This window comes from Leifsonia sp. HAY1-4F (genome assembly GCF_056755275.1).
In genome coordinates, this window is the sequence record NZ_JBNDHX010000078.1 from 1 (window position 1) to 18,348 (window position 18,348).

The window sequence follows — 18,348 nt, forward strand, 5'->3', positions numbered from 1 at the left end:
ACGCAATGCGGAGGTCGCGGAACGCCTGGACGGGGTGGGCGAGCGGATCGAGGTGCTGCCCGACCGCATCCTCGTCTACAGCGACGACGGCGAGGCGGAGCTCGTCCGCATCGTCGAGCGCGGCCTGCATCCGCTGACCAGCCTGGTGCGGCGTTCGAGCCTCGAGGATGTGTTCCTCCGGCTGACCGGACGGAGCCTGATCGAATGAGCGCGATCGTCGGCCGGTCCGGGACACCCGGCGCCCCGGGACCGGGCGCCGAGGGCGGCGACGGCGCGCGCGCCGCGCTGACCGCAGCCGTCCGCCCCCGCCGCTTCGGCGCGTGGTACGTGGCCGAGCACCGCTTCCGCGTCATGCGGTCCTACCTCCAGACCCTGCTCGTGACGGGATTCGGCAACCCGCTGCTCTACCTCCTCGCGATGGGTCTCGGTCTCGGCAGCCTGGTCAGCGCGAACCTCGGGCCGCACGCCGTCGACGGCGTCAGCTATCTGGCCTTCGTCGCGCCTGCGCTGCTCTGCACCGCTGCCGTCACGGTCGCGAGCGAGGAGTTCACCTACCCGATCCTGCTCGGCTTCAAGTGGAATCCCACGTTCTACGGCATCAACGCCTCGCCGATCGCGCCCGGCCAGATCATCGATGGTGTCGTCATCGCGGTGGTCGCCCGGCTGCTCGGTACCACCGCCGTCTACTTCGCCTTCATGGCGCTTTTCGGCGCCGTTCCCGGTGCCTGGGCCTTCGTGGGCATCCTGGTCGGCACGATCGGCGGGCTGGCCTTCGGCGCGCCGATCATGGCCTACGTCGCGACGATCGAGCAGGACAGCGGGCAGATCGCCATGCTGATGCGGTTCGTCCTGCTGCCTCTGACCCTGTTCTCGGGGACGTTCTTCCCGCTCGCGAACATGCCGTGGTTCCTGCAGTGGATCGGCTGGGTCTCGCCCCTCTGGCACTCGACCCAGCTCTCACGGGTGTTCTCCTACGGGATGAGCGAGCCGCTCTGGCTGTCCGTCGTCCACATCGTGTACCTGCTCGCTCTGTTCGTCGTCTTCTGGCTGTGGGCGCGCCGGATCGCCGCGAGGAGGCTGAACAAGTGACCGCCACCGACCAGCGCGCCACCCTGACCGAGCCACGCTCCGGACCGGTGCGCGCCCTCTACGCCGGCAACGCGCGTTCCGTCATGCAGCGCGGGTGGTCGGCGACGCGGAGCACCAACTGGCTGGTCATCGTCTCCGGCTTCTTCGAGCCGATCTTCTACCTGCTCTCGCTCGGGATCGGCTTCGGTGCGCTCGTCGGCAGCATCCACACCTCGTCGGGCCAGAGCGTCCCCTACGCCGCGTTCATCGCCCCGGCCCTGCTGGCGACCGCCGCCATGAACGGCGCCGTCTACGACTCGACGTGGAACGTCTTCTTCAAGATGCACTTCGCCAAGCTCTACGAGGGGATGCTCGCCACCTCTCTCGGCCCGCTGGATGTCGCGCTCGGCGAGATCCTGCTCGCCCTGCTGCGCGGAGCCCTCTATGCCGTCGGATTCATGATCGTGATGCAGGTCCTCGGCCTCACCCTGTCCTGGTGGGCGCTGTTGGCGCTGCCGGCCGTCCTGCTGATCGCGTTCGGTTTCGCGAGCTTCGGGATGGGCGTCACGAGCTACATGAAGACGTTCCAGCAGATGGACTGGATCAACTTCATCCTGCTGCCGATGTTCCTCCTGTCGGCGACCTTCTACCCGATCACCGTCTACCCGGAGCCGTTGCAGGTCGTCATCAAGGCGATGCCGCTCTGGCAGGGCGTGGAACTCGTCCGCGGCCTCACGACCGGCGAGGTGAACGTCGGGATGCTGTGGCACGTCCTCTACTTCGCCGTGATGATCGTGCTCGGCCTGATCCTCACCACACGCCGCCTGCGCGCCCTCTTCCTCGACTGAGCGCCTCGTCCCGACCGCGGCCCGGGCTGCTCGACTGCCAGTTAAGGAGCCCCGCCAGCGAAGGAGATTCGAACGAATACCGTTCGAATCTCCTTCACCACTGCCATTCGAAGGAGATTCGGCACCCGATCACCTTCGCTACTCAGCCAGGAGCGGGGAGGGATGTGGTGCGCGAGCCGGCCGAGTGAGGACATCTCGCTACGCTGGAGGCATGGAAACGCTTTTTGCAGTGCTGCACGTGGTGTCGGCGGTCTTCATCGTCGGCCCGATGGCCATCCTCCCGATGACGGCGATGCGAGCCGTCCGCGCCGGGGACTCCCGCCAGGTCGAAACGCTCGCGAAGTCGACCAACCTGCTCTCACTGCTCTCGCTGCTCGTGGTGCTGTTCGGATTCGGCCTCATGGGCATGGCCGACCCGAAGTTCCACCTCGGCATCACGACCCCGTGGATCCTGTGGTCGATCATCCTGTACGTCGTCGCCCTCGCGCTGACGCTCTTCCTCGTCGTGCCGACCATGCGCCGCGCCGCCGAGTCCCTGCGGGACGGCACAGCCTCCCGCTACCCGCAGCTGGCCGCGGGCTCCGGCGTCGCGAGCCTCCTGCTCCTCGTCGTCGTCATCCTCATGGTCTGGAAGCCGTAACCCTCAGGCGGGCCGCCCACCATCGAGTCCGCGAAGACTGCACGCGACACGCCGAAGCGGCGTGCAGTCTCTGCGGACTCGATGGTGGGGCTGGGTCAGAACGGCTAGGCGCGGAGAGCTCGGAGGGCCAGCGCGGTGGCGAGGGCGGCGTGAGCCGCCTCGGCGCCCTTGTCCTCCTTGGAGCCGGGGAGGCCGGAGCGGTCGATGCCCTGCGCCTCGTCGTCGAGCGTGAGCACGCCGAAACCGACCGGTTTGCCCGTGTCGAGTGCGACGCGGGTCAGCCCGTCCGTCGCCGCCGCCGAGACGTACTCGAAGTGCGGGGTGCCGCCGCGGATGATGACCCCGAGGGCCACCACCGCGTCGGCGCCCGCCTCGAGGGCGGCCTTGCTCACGACGGGAAGCTCGAAGCTTCCGGGGACGCGGACCAGCGTGTGCGTGGCGCCCGACGCCTCCAAGGTCCGCTGCGCGCCGGCGACGAGGGCCTCGCTGATGGTCTCGTGCCAGCGGCCGGCCACGACGACGACGTTCAGGCCGCTCCCGTCGATCCGCTCCTCGGCGCTGGGGGCTCCGGCTCCGCTCATCGTGTGGTCCTCCCTGCTGCGAATCCCGCAGCCGTCTCGTCGGTCTCATCCGTCGCGGACAACGGGTCGATGTCCCCGATCGCGTGACCCATCCGGTCGCGCTTGGTCTCCAGGTAGCCCTCGTTGAAAGCGCCGATGCCGACGATGAGCGGCACTCGCTCCTCGACGGCGATTCCGTGCTCCTCGAGCTGGCGGACCTTCTCCGGGTTGTTGGTCAGCAGGCGAACCGACTGGATGCCCAGGTCCTGCAGGATCGCCGTGGCCGCACCGTAGTCGCGGGCGTCGATCGGCAGGCCGAGGGCGAGGTTCGCGTCGAGCGTGTCGAGTCCCTCCTCCTGCAGCTTGTAGGCGCGCAGCTTGTTGATCAGGCCGATGCCGCGTCCCTCGTGGCCGCGCAGGTAGACGACGATGCCGCCTTCGCGCTGGATGGTGTCGAGCGCCGCGTCGAGCTGCGGCCCGCACTCGCACTTCAGCGACCCGAACGCCTCACCCGTGAGGCACTCCGAGTGGACGCGGACCAGCGTGCCGTCCCTGCGGGGTGTCCCCGCCACGATCGCCACGTGGTCGGCGCCGGTCGTCCGGTCGCGGTAGGCGCGCATCCGGAACGGCCCGTGCGTCGTCGGGACGGTCGTCTCCACCTCGAAGATCACCCGCGAGGTCTCCGGGACGGGCGCGACGGCCTCCAGAGGCTGGTCGCAGTGGAACTCCTGCAGGTAGGCGATGAGGGCCTCGATGGTGACGACGAGCACGCCCTCGCGCTGACCGAGCTCGATGAGGCCGGGCAGGCGCATCATCTCGCCGTCGTCGGCGACGATCTCCGCGATCGCCCCCACGGGCGTCATCCCCGCCAGGAGGAGCAGGTCGACCGCCGCCTCGGTGTGCCCGTCGCGTTCCCGGACACCGCCCTCGACCGCACGCAGAGGCAGGATGTGGCCCGGCCGGTGGAGGCTCGTCGGCGTGCTGTCGAGGTTCGCCAGCACGCGCAGCGTGTGGGCGCGGTCGGCGGCGCTGATGCCGGTGGAGAGGCGGTTGGCCGCATCCACGCTGACCGTGTAGTTGGTGCCGCGGGCGTCCTCGTTGGCGACGACCATGACCGGCAGCTCCAGCCGGTCCGCGATCTCGTTGGTCATCGGCGCGCAGATGAAGCCGGACGAGTGCTTGACCGTCCAGGCGATCCACTCCTGGCTGGCGAGCTCGGCGGCGATCAGCACGTCGCCCTCGTTCTCCCGGCTCTCGTTGTCGACGACGATGACCGGGCGGCCCGCCCGTAGTTCTGCGAGGGCCTCGGGGATGGTGGCCAGACTCATGACGCGCTCCGTTCGCTCAGTTCCGGTTCGAGCGCGAGCATGCGCTCCACATGACGGGCGAGGATGTCCGTCTCGATGTTGACGCGGTCACCCGCGACGCGGTCGCCGAGGGTCGTCGCGACCAGGGTCTCGGGGATGAGGGACACCTCGAACCAGCCGTCCTCGCGCCCGCCGCCCACGGCGCTGACCGTGAGCGAGACGCCGTCGATCGCGATAGAGCCCTTGCGCGCCACGAGGGGGGCGTGCTCCGGGTCGAGGCCCAGCCGGACGACGCGCCAGGCGCTGCCGTCCGTGACCGAGAGAACGGTGGAGGTGCCGTCGATGTGGCCCTGGACGATGTGCCCGCCGAGGCGGTCGCCGACCTGCGCCGCTCGCTCCAGGTTGACCCGGCGGCCGGGCTGGACGTCGTCCAGCGTGCTCATGACGAGGGTCTCGGCCATCACATCCGCCGTGAACGTCTCGGCGTCCTTGTCGATCACGGTGAGGCAGACGCCGCTGACCGAGATGGAGTCGCCGTGCCGGGCGTCGCTGACGGCGAGCGGTCCCCGGACGGTGACGCGTGCGGCGTCCGCACTGCGCTCGACGGCGGTGATCTCGCCCAGCTCTTCGATGATTCCGGTGAACATGGTCAGTTCTCCTGTCCGGCCGGGAGCGGGGCTCCGGCGTCGGTGGTCGGGGTGTCGGTGGTCGGGATGCCCGTGCTCGGGATGTCAGCCGGGATGTCGGAGGCCGGGATGCCCGTGCTCGGGAAGATGCCGGCGCCGCCGACGTGCGCGGCCTCGTCCCGGTCGGCTCGAACGGCACCGGCGCGAACGGCACCGGCGCGAACGGCACCGGCGCGAACGGCACCGACGGGCACGGGGACGGCACGGATGAGCAGGTCGCCGCCGAGCTGTTCGACCTCGACGATCCGCAGCCTCCGCTGGTCGCCGATCGTCTCGACCCCGATGTCGCCGAGCGCGACGCGCGGTCCGCCGAGGAGCGTCGGCGCCAGGTAGATGGCGTACTCGTCCACCAGGCCCGCCGCCACGAAGGCGCTCGCCAGGGTCGGCCCGCCCTCCACGTACGCACGGCGGAAGCCGCGCTGGTGCAGGTCGGCGACGACCTCGTGCAGATCGTGGGTCCCCTCGAAGATCACGGGATGCGGGTGGCGGAAGACGGCGGCGTCCTTCGGGATGGCGCGGGTGCCGATCACCACCGGCGTCGGCTGGGTGCGCATCAGCTCCCCGGCGTCGCCGCGCGCGGTCAGACTCGGGTCGTCGGCCAGCACCGTTCCGGTGCCGACGACGATCGCGTCCGAGGCTTCGCGCTGCTCGTGCACCCGCTGACGCGCTGCTGCGCCGGTGATCCAGCGGCTCGTTCCGTCGGCCGCTGCGGCGCGGCCGTCCAGGCTGCTCGCCCACTTCACGACGATGTAGGGCCGGCCGAGCCGGGCGGCGGTCAGCCAGTCGCCGAGGAAGGCCTCGATCTCGTCGCGGAGCACTCCGCCGATCACCTCGACGCCCGCCTCCCGCAGACGCTCAGCGCCCCCGCCGGAGTGGCGGCCCGGGTCGGCGGTCCCGTAGACGACGCGCGCCACGCCCGCGGCGATCAGCGCCTCCGAGCAGGGACCGGTGTGGCCCCAGTGGTTGCACGGCTCGAGGGTGACGACGGCTATCGCGCCGCGGGCGCCGCCCTCCGGCAGCCTGCTCAGCGCATCCACTTCGGCGTGCGGGGTGCCGACACCGCGATGCCAGCCCTCGGCCAGGAGGTGGCCGTCGGGGTCGAGGAGGACGCAGCCGACCCGCGGGTTCACGCCCGTGGCCGGGCCGTTGGCCGCCAGCTCGAGCGCCCTGCGCATGGGGGCTTCCCACGTCATCCCGTTGCCATCCCGTCTCTCGTCGAGACGTGTCACCGGGGTCGCGCGGGCACCGGCCCCTAAGGACCGCCCACCGTGCTGCCTCCCATCCGGACTGAGCGACAGGCCTGAGCCTGACGCATTACCGTCGGTGCCGGAATTCCACCGGCTCAGCAGGGCGCCTGGGCGTCCCGCTCGCGGACTGTCACCGCCGGTTCGGACTTTCACCGACCCCGGAGCACGTGTTTCGTTGTCGAGTGTAGATCAACGCAGGGGGGCGTCGTCTATTCCCGTTGTGGATGCGACGCCCGGTGACGCTCCGGTCAGGCGGCCGTGACGGCCTCGTCGGCCTCGGTGTCCTGTTGCTGGGCCACCGGCGCAGGACCGATGGGCGCGACGGGCTGCGTGAGCTGCACGAGGGCGCGAGCCGTCCCTTCGTCCACGATCAGGTCGGTGATGAGGCCTGCCGCGAGGGCACCCCGGAGGCTGTGCACCTTCGACGGCCCCGACACGATGCAGACCCGCCGCGGGACGCGCGTGATGAGGTCGATGTCCGGCCCGCTCGCGCGCTCGTTGAGGGGGATGCCGTGATGACTGCCGTCCTCGCGGAAGAACACCGTGGCGACATCGCCGGCCACGCCGGAGGCATCGAGCGACTCGTAGTCCGCCTGGTCGAGGTACCCGCCGGCGTAGACGTGGGAGCGCACCTCCGAGAAGGGGGAGCCGAGGCCGAACAGAGCCACATCCATCCGTGCCTGGATGTCGAGGATGCGCCGCGTGCTGCGCTCACGCCACATGGCGACCTTGGTCTGCGGATCGTCGAACAGAGCCGGGACCGGGAACTCCTGGATGGTGCCGGAGTACGTGTCCCCGAAGCGACGGAGGATCTCCGAGGCGTAGAGCACGCCGGTGGTGTAGGTGTTCCCTGCCCCGTTCAGCTGCACGAACTCCACGTTGTGCAGCTCCTTGGGGATGAGGTGCCGGCTCAGGGCGCTCATCGTCGAGCCCCACGCGATCCCGACCGTCTGGTTGGAGTCGATGAAGCGGTCGAGAATCCGTGCAGCCGAGATCGCCACCCGCTCCAGCCGGTCGACGTCGCTGATCGCGCTCGGCATGGGGACGATGTGCGCGGCGATGCCGTAGCGGTCGTGGATCGCCTGCTGGATGCGTGTCGCACCTTCGTGCGGCTCGGCGATCTGGATGGTCACCAGTCCCGACGACCGCGCGTAGCTGAGCAGCCGGGAGACACTCGAGCGCGAGGTGTGCATCTCGTGCGCGATCGCCTCCATCGTCAGGTCCTGCATGTAATAGAGGTGACCGGCTTTGAGGGCGTCGCGGACCTTCTCGGGCAGGTGTTCGGTTTCGGGTTGGGGCATTCGGGGCCTTCTTCGCTGGGACGACTTCTCGGGGTGACGAGCCGGTGCACGTATGTGCATGCGGCTTGATCGAAGTTGTGCTGCCACCGAAGACTATAACCGCACAGCACCGCCGAGCCAGAAGCATCAGGAGAAGATCGTGACGACGAAGTCGACCGCACGCACCGAGGTCCAGCGCCTCCGAGACAACCCACGAGCACAGGTGCTCGTCGTCGGCGGCGGCATCAACGGGCTCGGCACCTTCCGCGACCTCGCCCTGCAGGGTGTGGATGTGGTGCTCGTCGAGCGCAACGACTTCGTCTCCGGAGCATCGGCGGCCTCCAGCCACATGATCCACGGCGGCATCCGCTACCTCGAGAACGGCGAGTTCCGCCTCGTGAAGGAGTCGGTCACCGAGCGCAACGGCCTGCTCAGGATCGCCCCGCACTACGTGAAGCCGCTCCAGACGACCATCCCGGTCTACTCCACCTTCTCCGGCATCCTCGCCGCACCGCTCCGGTTCCTCACCCACAAGCAGGGCAAGCCGAAGGAGCGCGGAGCGTTCCTGATCAAGACCGGCTTGACGATCTACGACGCGTTCTCGCGCGACGGGGGCAGCGTCCCGCGCCACAGCTTCCACGGCAGGAAGAAGTCGCTGGAGTCGCTGCCCGCGCTGAACCCGGACCTGAAGTACACCGCCACCTACTTCGACGCCTCCGTGCACGACCCTGAGCGCCTCGCGCTCGACGTCCTCGCCGACGGGCTCGCAGCCGGGCCGCACGCACGCGCCGTCAACTACGTGGAGGCCATCGGCGTCCGCGACGGAGGCGTGCTCGTCCGCGACCGGGAGACCGGCGAGGAGTTCGCCATCACCGCGGATGTCGTCGTCAACGCCTCCGGTCCCTGGACGGATCTGACGAACACCGCCCTCGGCGAGGCGACCCGCTACATGGGCGGCACCAAGGGCTCCCACATCGTGCTCGACAACCCCGAGCTCCTCGAGGCCTGCCAGGGCCGCGAGCTGTTCTTCGAGAACAATGACGGCCGGATCGTCCTGATCTACCCGCTGAAGGGCCGGGTCATGGTCGGCACCACCGACATCGATGCCGACATGTCCGAGCGCGCGGTGATCACCGAGGACGAGATCGACTACTTCATCGAACTGGTCTCGCACGTTTTCCCAGCGATCCCGGTCACCCGGGAGCAGATCGTCTACACCTTCTCGGGCGTCCGCCCGCTGCCGCACCACGACGACACGGCGCCCGGATTCGTCTCGCGCGACTACCGCATCGTCCCGGGGACGATCCCGGGCCTTAGCGACACCCGCGTCCTCAGCCTGGTGGGCGGCAAGTGGACCACGTTCCGGGCGCTGAGCGAGCACCTCGCGAACGAGACGCTGCAGGCACTCGGTGCCGAGCGCACGGTCCAGACGCTCGGCCTGCCGATCGGCGGCGGGGCCGGCTTCCCGACCACTCCGCAGGCGGAGCGCGACTGGATCGCCCGGTACGGCGCGGACGTCGGCGCCGAGCGCGCTGCGACCCTGCTGCACCGCTACGGGACGAGGGCGACGTTCGTCATCGACGCGATCGCCGGCTGGGACGGGGAGGACGCGCCGCTCGCGGCCGCGCCGAGCTACTCGCACGCCGAGATCGACCACCTGGTCCGCAGTGAGCATGCCGTGCACCTCGCCGATGTCTTCCTGCGCCGCACCAGCCTCGCCTTCACCGGCGCCATCACACTTCCGCTCGTGCACGAGATCGGCGAAATCGCAGCAACCGCGCTGGGATGGTCGCCAAACCGTCGCGCCGAGGAGGAAGATTCGTTCGTAGCGGACCTCGCCGACGCCCATCGGGTGCAGCTGAAGTCGGGGGATGGGAGCGAAGCCGCTGCTGTTCGATAATGCACGAACGTGCATGACAGGGTTCTTGTCACCGCGAGCGTGGCCGCAATAGCGTTCACAATGCCCACCCTGACAAGAGCCTCACCAGAACGCACGACAGGGTGCGGGTCAACGGAACAACTGGAAGGTCAACGTGGACAATTTAGGTGTGGATTTCCTGTCCGAGCTGGTGGGCACAGCGATGCTGGTCCTCCTCGGTACCGGTGTGGTGGCGAACGTCGCCCTCATCAGGAACAAGGGCTTCAACGGCGGGTTCCTGATGGTGAACATCGGCTGGGGTATCGCGGTGTTCTCCGGGGTGGTGGTCGCATACAACTCGGGCGCCCATCTCAACCCGGCGGTCACCCTCGGGCTCGTGGCCAACGGGCAGAGCCACTTCGGTGTCGGCAAAGCCGTCGTCGACGTGAACTTCGTCACCATCGTGGTCTTCATCCTCGGCCAGCTGATCGGCGCCATCATCGGCGCCGCGCTCACCTGGCTGGCCTACAAGAAGCACTTCGATGAGGAGCCGGACCCCGCGAACAAGCTCGGCGTGTTCTCGACGGGCCCCGCCATCCGCACCTACGCCTGGAACCTCGTCACGGAGATCATCGGCACGTTCGTGCTGGTGTTCGTCGTGATCGCCTTCGGCCACCAGCCCGGTCAGGCCGTCGGCCTCGCCGCCCTCGGTGCGCTCCCCGTCGCCCTCCTCGTGATCGGCATCGGCGCCAGCCTCGGCGGTCCGACCGGTTACGCGATCAACCCGGCCCGTGACCTCGGACCCCGCATCGCCCACGCCTTGCTCCCCATCCGGGGCAAAGGCCCGAGCGACTGGTCGTACTCCTGGATCCCGGTGGCGGGCCCGATCATCGGCGGTGTGCTGGCCGGCTGGCTCGCGATCCCGCTGCTCGTCATCCTCAAGTAAGACCCGGGGCCGGCCCGGAACATCCGGACCGGCCCCTTCTGCTCCACCCCAAAGAGAACAAAGGAGTCACCAATGGCCGACTACGTCGTCGCCATCGACCAGGGCACCACCAGTACCCGGGCGATCATTTTCGACAAGTCCGGATCGATCGTCTCGTCCGGACAGCTCGAGCACGAGCAGATCTTTCCGAAGGCCGGATGGGTCGAGCACAATCCGGTCGAGATCTGGAACAACACCCGCGAGGTCATCGGGCAGGCCCTGTCCAAGGCCGACCTCACCCGTCACGACATCGCCGCCGTCGGCATCACCAACCAGCGGGAGACCGCGGTGGTGTGGGACAAGAACACCGGCGAACCGGTCTACAACGCCATCGTCTGGCAGGACACGCGCACCCAGCCCATTGTCGACCGCCTGGCGGCCGAGGGTGGCACCGAACGGTTCAAGCAGATCGTCGGCCTGCCGCTCGCGACGTACTTCTCCGGTACCAAGATCGTCTGGATCCTGGAGAACGTCGAGGGCGCTCGCGAGCGCGCAGAGGCGGGCGACCTGCTGTTCGGCACGACCGACAGCTGGGTCCTCTGGAACCTGACCGGCGGTCCGGACGGCGGCGTTCACGCCACCGACGTCACCAACGCCTCCCGCACGCTCTTCATGGACCTGGAGACGCTGAGCTGGCGCGACGACATCCTCGAGGTGTTCGGCGTGCCGAGGTCGATGCTCCCGGAGATCCGGAGCTCGTCCGAGGTCTACGGCACCGTGGAGTCCTCCAGCCTGCTGCGCGAAGTTCCCGTCGCCGGCATCCTGGGCGACCAGCAGGCCGCGACCTTCGGCCAGGCGGCGTTCGATCCGGGCGAGTCCAAGAACACCTACGGCACGGGCAACTTCCTCATCTTCAACACGGGTGAGGAGATCGTCCACTCCAAGAACGGCCTGCTCACCACACTCGGCTACAAGCTGGGCGACGAGGCGCCGCACTACGCGCTGGAGGGCTCCATCGCCGTCACCGGCTCGCTGGTGCAGTGGCTCCGCGACAACCTGGGGATCATCTCCAGCGCCCCGGAGATCGAGGAGCTGGCGAAGACCGTCGACGACAACGGCGGCGCGTACTTCGTGCCGGCGTTCTCGGGCCTGTTCGCGCCGTACTGGCGAGCGGATGCGCGCGGTGCGCTCGTCGGCCTGACCCGGTACGTGAACAAGGGCCACATCGCCCGCGCGGTGCTGGAGGCCACGGCCTTCCAGACCCGTGAGGTGCTGGATGCGGTCAACGCCGACTCCGGCGTGGACCTGCAGGAGCTGAAGGTCGACGGCGGCATGATCGCCAACAACACGCTCATGCAGTTCCAGGCCGACATCCTCGGCGTGCCCGTCGTGCGCCCGGTCGTCGCCGAGACGACCGCCCTCGGCGCCGCCTACGCGGCCGGTCTTGCGACCGGGTTCTGGGCGAACCTGGACGACCTGCGCAAGAACTGGCAGGAGGACCGCCGCTGGGAGCCCGCGATGGATGCGGACGAGCGCGACCGTCAGATCCGGCTCTGGAAGAAGGCCGTCACGCGGACCTTCGACTGGGTCGACGACGACGTGCGCAACGCCTGACCCGCCCCGCACAGAAGCGCCGCCCGGCACCGCCGGGCGGCGCTTCGCCGTGTCGCGTCAACTCGATGCGGTGAGCAGCGGGGCCAGCTCGGAGAGGGAGCGGACGGTGCGCACTCCGGCAGCCAGGGCATCCACCTCGTCCTCGAACGACGGCACGGCGTCGCGCCGGTTGAGCCAGATACCGGTCAGACCCGCGCGGGCGGCCCCGATCGCGTCCGTGCGCAGGCGGTCTCCGACGTAGGCGGCTTCGCCGGGAGCCACGGCGAACGCCTCGCACGCCGCATGGAAGATCGCGGCGCCGGGCTTGACCACGCCGACCTCGCCGGAGGCGATGAGCCGGTCGACCCGCGCATCCAATCCGACCGCCTCCACCTTGCGTCGCTGGAACGGCAGGTCACCGTTGGTGATGAGGCCGAAGCGGACGCCCGGGATGGCCGCCTCCAGCGCGTTGAGCGCCGGCAGTGCGTCGTCGTGCAGCGACCACGCGGCGACGTAGTGCTGGAAGTAGTCGGCGAACCAGCTGCTCGCCTCTGCGTCGCTCAGCGTGACGCCGTGGCGGGCGGCGAAGTCGCGGGCGCGCGCCTGCCGTTGCCCTTCGAAATCGAGGTCGCCGGCGAGGTAGGAGTGGTAGTGCTCCTCCTCCAGCTCGTGCCAGAGGGTGGCCAGCTCATCCGCCTCGAGCGCGCCGTACGGACTGCCGAGGCTCTCGGCGTACCGCAGGATGCCGGTCTCGACGGCGGCCCGATGCGCGAAGAGGGTGTCGTCCAGATCGAACAGGACGACACGCGGCACGGACGGGGTGCTCACAGCGCAGCCTCCGCGTCGGGCAGCTCAGGCCAGCCGGACGCGGGCTCCCGCGGATCCTCCGGCCGCAGGCTCGCCCGCCACTCGTCCATGCGACGGCCACGCTGCTCCGCACCCTGGGGGACCACGCCCTCCCAGCGGAACCCGGCGCGCCGGGCGACCGCTGCGCTCGCCGTGTTGCCCACCAGTGCCCGCCACACCATCCTCTTCAGGGCCAGGCCCTCTGGGCGCGGCCGGAACGCGTACTCGACCGCCAGCCGCGTCGCCTCGGACATCACTCCGCGGCCGCGGAACTCCGGCGCGAGCCAGAACCCGATCTCGCCGCGGCGCTCGCGGATGTCGCCGATGCTGATCATCCCCGCCAGTACGCCCTCCGTGCGGATCGCCCAGACGCACAGCCGTCCGCTCGCCCAGCCGTCGGGGACGACCGTGCCGACGAATCCGACCGCGTTCTCACGGCGATAGGGCGAGGGCACGGTCGTCCAGCGCGCGATGGCCGGGTCGCTGCAGACCTCGGCGATCCGGTCGATGTCGGCCTCGCAGGGAATCGAGAGCGTGACCCGCTCCGAAACGAGCTCGACCGGCTGGGGCATCAGCGGGCCCGGGGGAGGAAGCCCACCCGGTCGTATGCCTTGGCGAGCGTGGCCTCGGCCACCTCGGTCGCGCGGTCGGCGTTCGCCGCGAGGATGCGATCGAGCTCAGCCGGATCGGCGAGGAGGTCGAGCGCACGCTGACGGATGGGCGTGAACTGCTCGACCACCACCTCCACGAGTCCCTTCTTCAGATCGCCGTAGCCCGTGCCGTCGTAGTCCACTTCGATGGACTCGATGGAGCGCCCGCTGAGCGCCGCGAAGATCGTGAGCAGATTGGAGATGCCGGGCTTTCCGGCGCGATCGAACGAGACCACCCCGTCGGTGTCGGTGACGGCCCGCATGATCTTCTTGCGCGTGACATCGGGCTCGTCCAGCAGCCAGATGATGCCGGACCCGGAGTCCGCCGATTTCGACATCTTCGACTCCGGGTTCTGCAGGTCGTAGATGCGTGCGGTGTCCTTCAGGATCATCGCCTGGGGCACCACGAACGTCTGCCCGAAGCGGCTGTTGAAGCGTTCGGCGAGGTCGCGCGTCAGCTCCACGTGCTGGCGCTGGTCGTCGCCGACCGGGACCACCTTCGCGTCGTACAGCAGGATGTCGGCGGCCATCAGCACCGGGTACGCGAAGAGCCCGACCGAGGTGGCGTCAGCGCCCTGCTTCGCCGACTTGTCCTTGAACTGGGTCATCCGCGACGCCTCGCCGAAGCCGGTGATCGTGTTCAGGACCCAGGCGAGCTGGGCGTGCGCGGGGACGTGCGACTGCACGTAGAGGGTGGAAGCGGACGGGTCGATGCCGGCCGCGATGTACTGCGCGGCCGTGCGGCGGGTCTTCTCGCGCAGTTCGGCCGGGTCCTGCGCCACCGTGATGGCGTGGAGGTCGACCACGGAGAAGAACGCGTCGTGCGTGCTCTGCAGTTCCTTCCACTGCAGGAGCGCGCCGATGTAGTTGCCGAGGTGCAGCGAGTCGGCCGAGGGCTGCATCCCGGAATAGAGACGGGGAAGAGGAAGTGGGGACGGTGTCGTCATGGTTCTGCCTTCGAAGTGGAGAAAGTCGGGAAAGTCGGGAGGGGTGGATGCTTCGGGCCGTCAGAGCGCGTAGTCGACGACCACAGGCGTGTGGTCCGACCATCGCTCGTCGTAGGCGGCTGCGCGGTCCACCGCGTAGTCCTTCACCCGTGCTGCGAGCGCCGGCGTCGCGAGCTGGTAGTCGATGCGCCAGCCGGTGTCGTTGTCGAAGGCCTTCCCGCGCCAGGACCACCAGGTGTAGGGGCCGTCGACGTCGCCCGCGTGCTTGCGGATGACATCCACCCAGCCGAGGCCCGCCCCGCCGTTGTATGCGGGGTCGTCCTCCGTGCCGAGGATGCGGTCGAAGTACGCGCGCTCCTCCGGCAGGAAGCCGGCGCGCTTGACGTTGCCTTTCCAGTTGCGGATGTCGAGCGTGCGGTGGCCGACGTTGAGGTCGCCCATCACGACGGCCAGCTCGTTGTGCTTCTGCAGTTCCGGGAGCCGGGCCTCCATCGCATCGAGGAAGCGGTACTTCTCGGTCTGCTTGTCCGTACCGGCCTCGCCCGAGTGCACGTAGGCGCTGACCACGCTCACGACCGTGCCGTCGACCTCGTAGTCGGCCTCCAGCCAGCGGCCGGCGCTGTCGAACTCGGTCGGACCCAGCTCCACGCGGTGGATGGAGGCCCGGTGCCGGCTCGCGATCGCGACACCCGCTCGGCCTTTCGCCGTCGCGGGGTCGTGCACGATGTCCCACTCCTCGCCGAGGAGCCCTTGAACGTCTTCGGTGGACGCCCGGACCTCTTGGATCGCGAGGATGTCCACGTCGCGCCCGTCGAGCCAGGCCCCCATGCCCTTGCGGAAGGCGGCGCGGATGCCGTTGGCGTTGATCGTCGCGATGCGCAGGCGTTTCGAGGGCATGAATCCAGCCTAGCGGGGGCCGCCGACAGCACCTCGGCCCCGGCTGCACGTCGGCCGCCGGCTGCCCTCACCCGGCAGGCGGGTGGTCCAGGAGGTCGTTCAGCTGCTGCTCCGCCCGTCCCACCCGGCGCTGCGCCGCGAGACGCCCGATCCACCGCGCGTGATCCAGCTCCTGCGTCGCTTGCGCGGCCTCGGCCCGGGCTACCAGCACCCGCGCCCGATACTCCGCCGCCTCCCGTTCGGCCGCCGCTTGGGCCGGTGTGACCGCTCGCGGGGAGAGCCCACGATCGAACATCCCCACCGCGATCCAGGACGCCGACAGCAGGATGACGCGCGACATCAGGTTGAACCACAGCAGCAGTCCGATGAAGACCGTGAACGTGGCCAGAAGCGGGTTCCGGTACGTCCCGCCGAACAGCAGGCCGCCGAGCACGCTGAGTGCGGCCATCACGAGTGCTCCGAGCAGCACCCCGAAGAACAGGTTGCGCCACGGGATCGCGACCCGGGACATGACACGGAACATCGCCCCCAGCGTGACGATGTTCAGCGCAACCGATACGACCAGGCCCGAGACCCGGGTGACAACGCCGTTCCAGAACGAGTCGGAGCTCAACCCGAGCAGATCCAGGAGGAGAGTGAGAGTTTGCGTGCTCACGATGGTGACGAGTGCCGACAGGACGAACAGCACCCCGAAGACGAGTGCGAGCCCCAGGTCGCGGATCTTCTGGAGCACGTAGTTGGTCGTGTCCCGGCTGAGGCCGAACACCGCCCGCACGGCCTGACGCGTGTAGTACAGCCAGCCGATGGCGGTCCAGATCAAGCCGCCTGCGGCGATGAGGCCGGTCCAGCCGAAGGAGCTCGGATTCTGCAGCTCCGCCTCCGGGATGGCCCCCGGGACGGTGCCGGTTCCGATCAGCCCGGGAATGGCGCGGTTGATCAGCGCGACGAGCGCGTCGAACACCTTCTCGTTGTCCACGATCCAGTAGCTCGCGACGGAGAAGCCGACCCAGACGGCCGCGAAGACCGCGAACAGGGACTGGTAGCCCATCCCCGCGGCCCGGAGGTTGCCGTCTGCGTGCGCGAAGTTGATGTAGACCCGGTAGGGGCGCAGCGCTTCCACCCACTTCGCCCAGCGGGAGACCCGCCCGGTCGCTGCGGGCGCAGGCTCCACCGTCCCCTCGGCGCGCTGCACCGCGGGATCGGGACGCAGAGCGCTGCGCCGGTTCTTCCTCGCCACGCCGTCAGGATAGCGACAGGCGGCCGCCCGGCGATGCTCAGGAGCTCAGCGCTTGCCTCGCATGATCGCCTGCTTGACCTCGGCGATGGCCTGGGTGACCTGAATGCCTCGTGGGCAGGCATCCGTGCAGTTGAAGGTGGTCCGGCAGCGCCAGACGCCTTCCTTGTCGTTCAGGATGTCCAGGCGCACCTGCGCGTTGTCGTCGCGCGAGTCGAAGATGAAGCGGTGGGCGTTGACGATCGCGGCCGGCCCGAAGTACTGGCCGTCGGTCCAGAACACCGGGCAGGAGGAGGTGCACGCCGCGCACAGGATGCACTTGGTGGTGTCGTCGAAGCGCGCACGGTCGGCGACCGACTGGATGCGCTCCTTGTCCTTCGGGGGAGTGCTGTTCGCGACGAGGAACGGCTGCACCTCGCGGTACGACTCGAAGAAGGGCTCCATGTCGACGATGAGGTCCTTCTCCAGCGGCAGGCCCTTGATCGCCTCGACGTAGATCGGCTTGGAGATGTCCAGGTCCTTGATCAGCGTCTTGCAGGCGAGGCGGTTGCGGCCGTTGATGCGCATGGCGTCCGAGCCGCAGATGCCGTGCGCGCACGACCGGCGGAACGTCAGCGACCCGTCCTGCTCCCACTTGATCTTGTGGAGGGCGTCCAGGATGCGGTCGGTCGGGAACAACTCGACGTCGAAGTCCTGCCAGCGCGGCTCCGTGTCCACATCCGGATCGAAGCGGCGGATGATCAGCGTGACGGTGAAGGACTCGATCGGAGCCTCGGGGGCGGGGGGAGTCTCGAGCACGGCGGTCGACATCAGTACTTCCTCTCCATCGGCTGGTAGCGGGTGATGACGACGGGCTTCCAGTCGAGTGTGATGTGGTCTGCGGCATCGGACGAGTGCGGGTCGCCGGTGAGGTAGGCCATCGTGTGCTTCATGTAGTTCTCGTCGTCGCGCTTCGGGAAGTCGTCGCGCATGTGGCCGCCGCGCGACTCCTCGCGGTTGCGAGCGGAGTAGACGACGACCTCGGCGAGGTCGAGCAGGAAGCCGAGCTCGACGGCCTCCAGCAGGTCGGTGTTGAAGCGCTTGCCCTTGTCCTGCACCTGGATGTTGCGGTAGCGGTCGCGGAGACGGTGGATGGTCTCGGTGACCTGGGCGAGGGACTCGTCGGTGCGGAACACCTGGGCGTTCCGGTCCATCTCGTCCTGCAGCTCCTTGCGGATCGCAGCGATGCGCTCGGTCCCCGTCGAGTTCCGCAGGCCGTCGATCAGCGTGCGGACCCCCGCGGACGGGTCCTCCGGCAGCGGGACGTACTCGGCCGTCTTGACGTACTCGACCGCGTTGTTGCCCGCGCGCTTGCCGAAGACGTTGATGTCGAGCAGCGAGTTGGTGCCGAGGCGGTTCGAGCCGTGCACCGAGACGCACGCGCACTCGCCCGCGGCGTACAGGCCGGGGACGACGGTGGTGTTGTCGCGCAGCACCTCGGCGGAGACGTTCGTCGGGATGCCGCCCATCGCGTAGTGCGCGGTCGGCATGACGGGCACCGGCTCGACGACCGGGTCGACGCCGAGATAGGTGCGTGCAAACTCGGTGATGTCCGGGAGCTTGGTCTCCAGCACTTCCGCGCCGAGGTGGGTGCAGTCGAGCAGCACGTAGTCCTTGTGCGGGCCGGCGCCGCGGCCTTCCGCGACCTCCTGGACCATGCAGCGGGCGACGATGTCGCGGGGTGCCAGGTCTTTGATGGTCGGGGCGTAGCGCTCCATGAACC

Annotated in this window: 17 protein-coding genes, 2 pseudogenes and 1 riboswitch; of the genes and pseudogenes, 7 read left to right on the forward strand and 12 right to left on the reverse strand. The window is 69.1% G+C overall.

Going from position 1 to position 18,348, the window contains the following annotated elements:
- The 4 genes and pseudogenes from ACPYOG_RS14055 to ACPYOG_RS14070 form a co-directional block, all read left to right on the forward strand.
- Positions 1 to 208 (forward strand): annotated as a pseudogene (locus ACPYOG_RS14055) (ABC transporter ATP-binding protein); the annotation flags it as partial.
- Positions 205 to 1,089, forward strand: coding sequence for an ABC transporter permease (locus ACPYOG_RS14060; protein WP_481294814.1), 885 nt, complete (start codon positions 205 to 207; stop codon positions 1,087 to 1,089). The pseudogene ACPYOG_RS14055 and the gene ACPYOG_RS14060, both read left to right, overlap by 4 nt.
- Positions 1,086 to 1,916 carry an ABC transporter permease gene (locus tag ACPYOG_RS14065; protein ID WP_481294815.1) on the forward strand — a complete coding sequence of 277 codons (831 nt, stop codon included), beginning with the start codon at positions 1,086 to 1,088 and terminating at the stop codon, positions 1,914 to 1,916. Before ACPYOG_RS14060 ends, ACPYOG_RS14065 begins: the two co-directional genes overlap by 4 nt.
- Positions 1,917 to 2,127: 211 nt before the next feature.
- Positions 2,128 to 2,556, forward strand: coding sequence for a DUF2269 family protein (locus tag ACPYOG_RS14070; protein ID WP_481294816.1), 429 nt, complete (start codon positions 2,128 to 2,130; stop codon positions 2,554 to 2,556).
- 104 nt (positions 2,557 to 2,660) lie between these two features.
- Here ACPYOG_RS14070 and ribH read toward each other — a convergent pair whose 3' ends face one another.
- The 5 genes and pseudogenes from ribH to ACPYOG_RS14095 all read right to left on the reverse strand — a co-directional run bounded on the left by ribH (position 2,661) and on the right by ACPYOG_RS14095 (position 7,657).
- Positions 2,661 to 3,137 carry a 6,7-dimethyl-8-ribityllumazine synthase gene (gene ribH / locus ACPYOG_RS14075; protein ID WP_481294817.1) on the reverse strand — a complete coding sequence of 159 codons (477 nt, stop codon included), beginning with the start codon at positions 3,135 to 3,137 and terminating at the stop codon, positions 2,661 to 2,663.
- Positions 3,134 to 4,444, reverse strand: coding sequence for a GTP cyclohydrolase II (ribA, locus tag ACPYOG_RS14080; RefSeq protein WP_481294818.1), 1,311 nt, complete (start codon positions 4,442 to 4,444; stop codon positions 3,134 to 3,136). Before ribA ends, ribH begins: the two co-directional genes overlap by 4 nt.
- Positions 4,441 to 5,070, reverse strand: coding sequence for a riboflavin synthase (locus tag ACPYOG_RS14085; RefSeq protein ID WP_481294819.1), 630 nt, complete (start codon positions 5,068 to 5,070; stop codon positions 4,441 to 4,443). The genes ribA and ACPYOG_RS14085 overlap by 4 nt, the downstream gene beginning before the upstream one ends.
- 227 nt (positions 5,071 to 5,297) lie before the next feature.
- Positions 5,298 to 6,302 (reverse strand): annotated as a pseudogene (ribD, locus tag ACPYOG_RS14090) (bifunctional diaminohydroxyphosphoribosylaminopyrimidine deaminase/5-amino-6-(5-phosphoribosylamino)uracil reductase RibD); the annotation flags it as partial.
- Between the two features lie 71 nt (positions 6,303 to 6,373).
- Positions 6,374 to 6,527, reverse strand: a riboswitch (FMN riboswitch).
- A gap of 77 nt (positions 6,528 to 6,604) precedes the next feature.
- Positions 6,605 to 7,657 (reverse strand): sugar-binding transcriptional regulator, encoded by a 1,053-nt coding sequence (locus ACPYOG_RS14095; protein WP_481294820.1) that lies wholly within the window; start codon positions 7,655 to 7,657, stop codon positions 6,605 to 6,607.
- 139 nt (positions 7,658 to 7,796) lie between these two features.
- On the opposite strand from ACPYOG_RS14095, the gene ACPYOG_RS14100 reads away from it, so the two are divergent.
- The 3 genes from ACPYOG_RS14100 to glpK all read left to right on the forward strand — a co-directional run bounded on the left by ACPYOG_RS14100 (position 7,797) and on the right by glpK (position 12,033).
- Positions 7,797 to 9,536, forward strand: a complete 1,740-nt coding sequence (locus tag ACPYOG_RS14100) for a glycerol-3-phosphate dehydrogenase/oxidase (RefSeq protein WP_481294821.1) — start codon at positions 7,797 to 7,799, stop codon at positions 9,534 to 9,536.
- A gap of 181 nt (positions 9,537 to 9,717) precedes the next feature.
- Complete coding sequence (locus tag ACPYOG_RS14105) at positions 9,718 to 10,440, forward strand: MIP/aquaporin family protein (protein WP_481294830.1); 723 nt, start codon at positions 9,718 to 9,720, stop codon at positions 10,438 to 10,440.
- Positions 10,441 to 10,512: 72 nt separating this feature from the next.
- A complete protein-coding gene (gene glpK / locus ACPYOG_RS14110; RefSeq protein ID WP_481294822.1) occupies positions 10,513 to 12,033 on the forward strand; it encodes a glycerol kinase GlpK in 1,521 nt (506 codons plus the stop codon).
- Between the two features lie 57 nt (positions 12,034 to 12,090).
- On the opposite strand, the gene ACPYOG_RS14115 is transcribed toward glpK, so the two are convergent.
- The 7 genes from ACPYOG_RS14115 to ACPYOG_RS14145 form a co-directional block, all read right to left on the reverse strand.
- Complete coding sequence (locus ACPYOG_RS14115) at positions 12,091 to 12,840, reverse strand: HAD family hydrolase (protein ID WP_481294823.1); 750 nt, start codon at positions 12,838 to 12,840, stop codon at positions 12,091 to 12,093.
- Positions 12,837 to 13,430: a GNAT family N-acetyltransferase gene (locus ACPYOG_RS14120; protein ID WP_481294824.1), complete on the reverse strand. Its 594-nt coding sequence runs from the start codon at positions 13,428 to 13,430 to the stop codon at positions 12,837 to 12,839. Before ACPYOG_RS14120 ends, ACPYOG_RS14115 begins: the two co-directional genes overlap by 4 nt.
- Positions 13,430 to 14,455, reverse strand: coding sequence for a tryptophan--tRNA ligase (trpS, locus tag ACPYOG_RS14125; protein WP_481294825.1), 1,026 nt, complete (start codon positions 14,453 to 14,455; stop codon positions 13,430 to 13,432). The genes ACPYOG_RS14120 and trpS overlap by 1 nt, the downstream gene beginning before the upstream one ends.
- A 60-nt stretch (positions 14,456 to 14,515) precedes the next feature.
- Complete coding sequence (locus ACPYOG_RS14130; protein WP_481294826.1) at positions 14,516 to 15,352, reverse strand: exodeoxyribonuclease III; 837 nt, start codon at positions 15,350 to 15,352, stop codon at positions 14,516 to 14,518.
- 67 nt (positions 15,353 to 15,419) lie between these two features.
- Positions 15,420 to 16,589 carry a YihY/virulence factor BrkB family protein gene (locus tag ACPYOG_RS14135; protein WP_481294827.1) on the reverse strand — a complete coding sequence of 390 codons (1,170 nt, stop codon included), beginning with the start codon at positions 16,587 to 16,589 and terminating at the stop codon, positions 15,420 to 15,422.
- Between the two features lie 45 nt (positions 16,590 to 16,634).
- Complete coding sequence (locus tag ACPYOG_RS14140) at positions 16,635 to 17,396, reverse strand: succinate dehydrogenase iron-sulfur subunit (RefSeq protein ID WP_481294828.1); 762 nt, start codon at positions 17,394 to 17,396, stop codon at positions 16,635 to 16,637.
- A partial coding sequence (locus ACPYOG_RS14145; RefSeq protein ID WP_481294829.1) for an FAD-binding protein occupies positions 17,396 to 18,348 on the reverse strand: 953 nt, incomplete at its 5' end. The genes ACPYOG_RS14145 and ACPYOG_RS14140, both read right to left, overlap by 1 nt.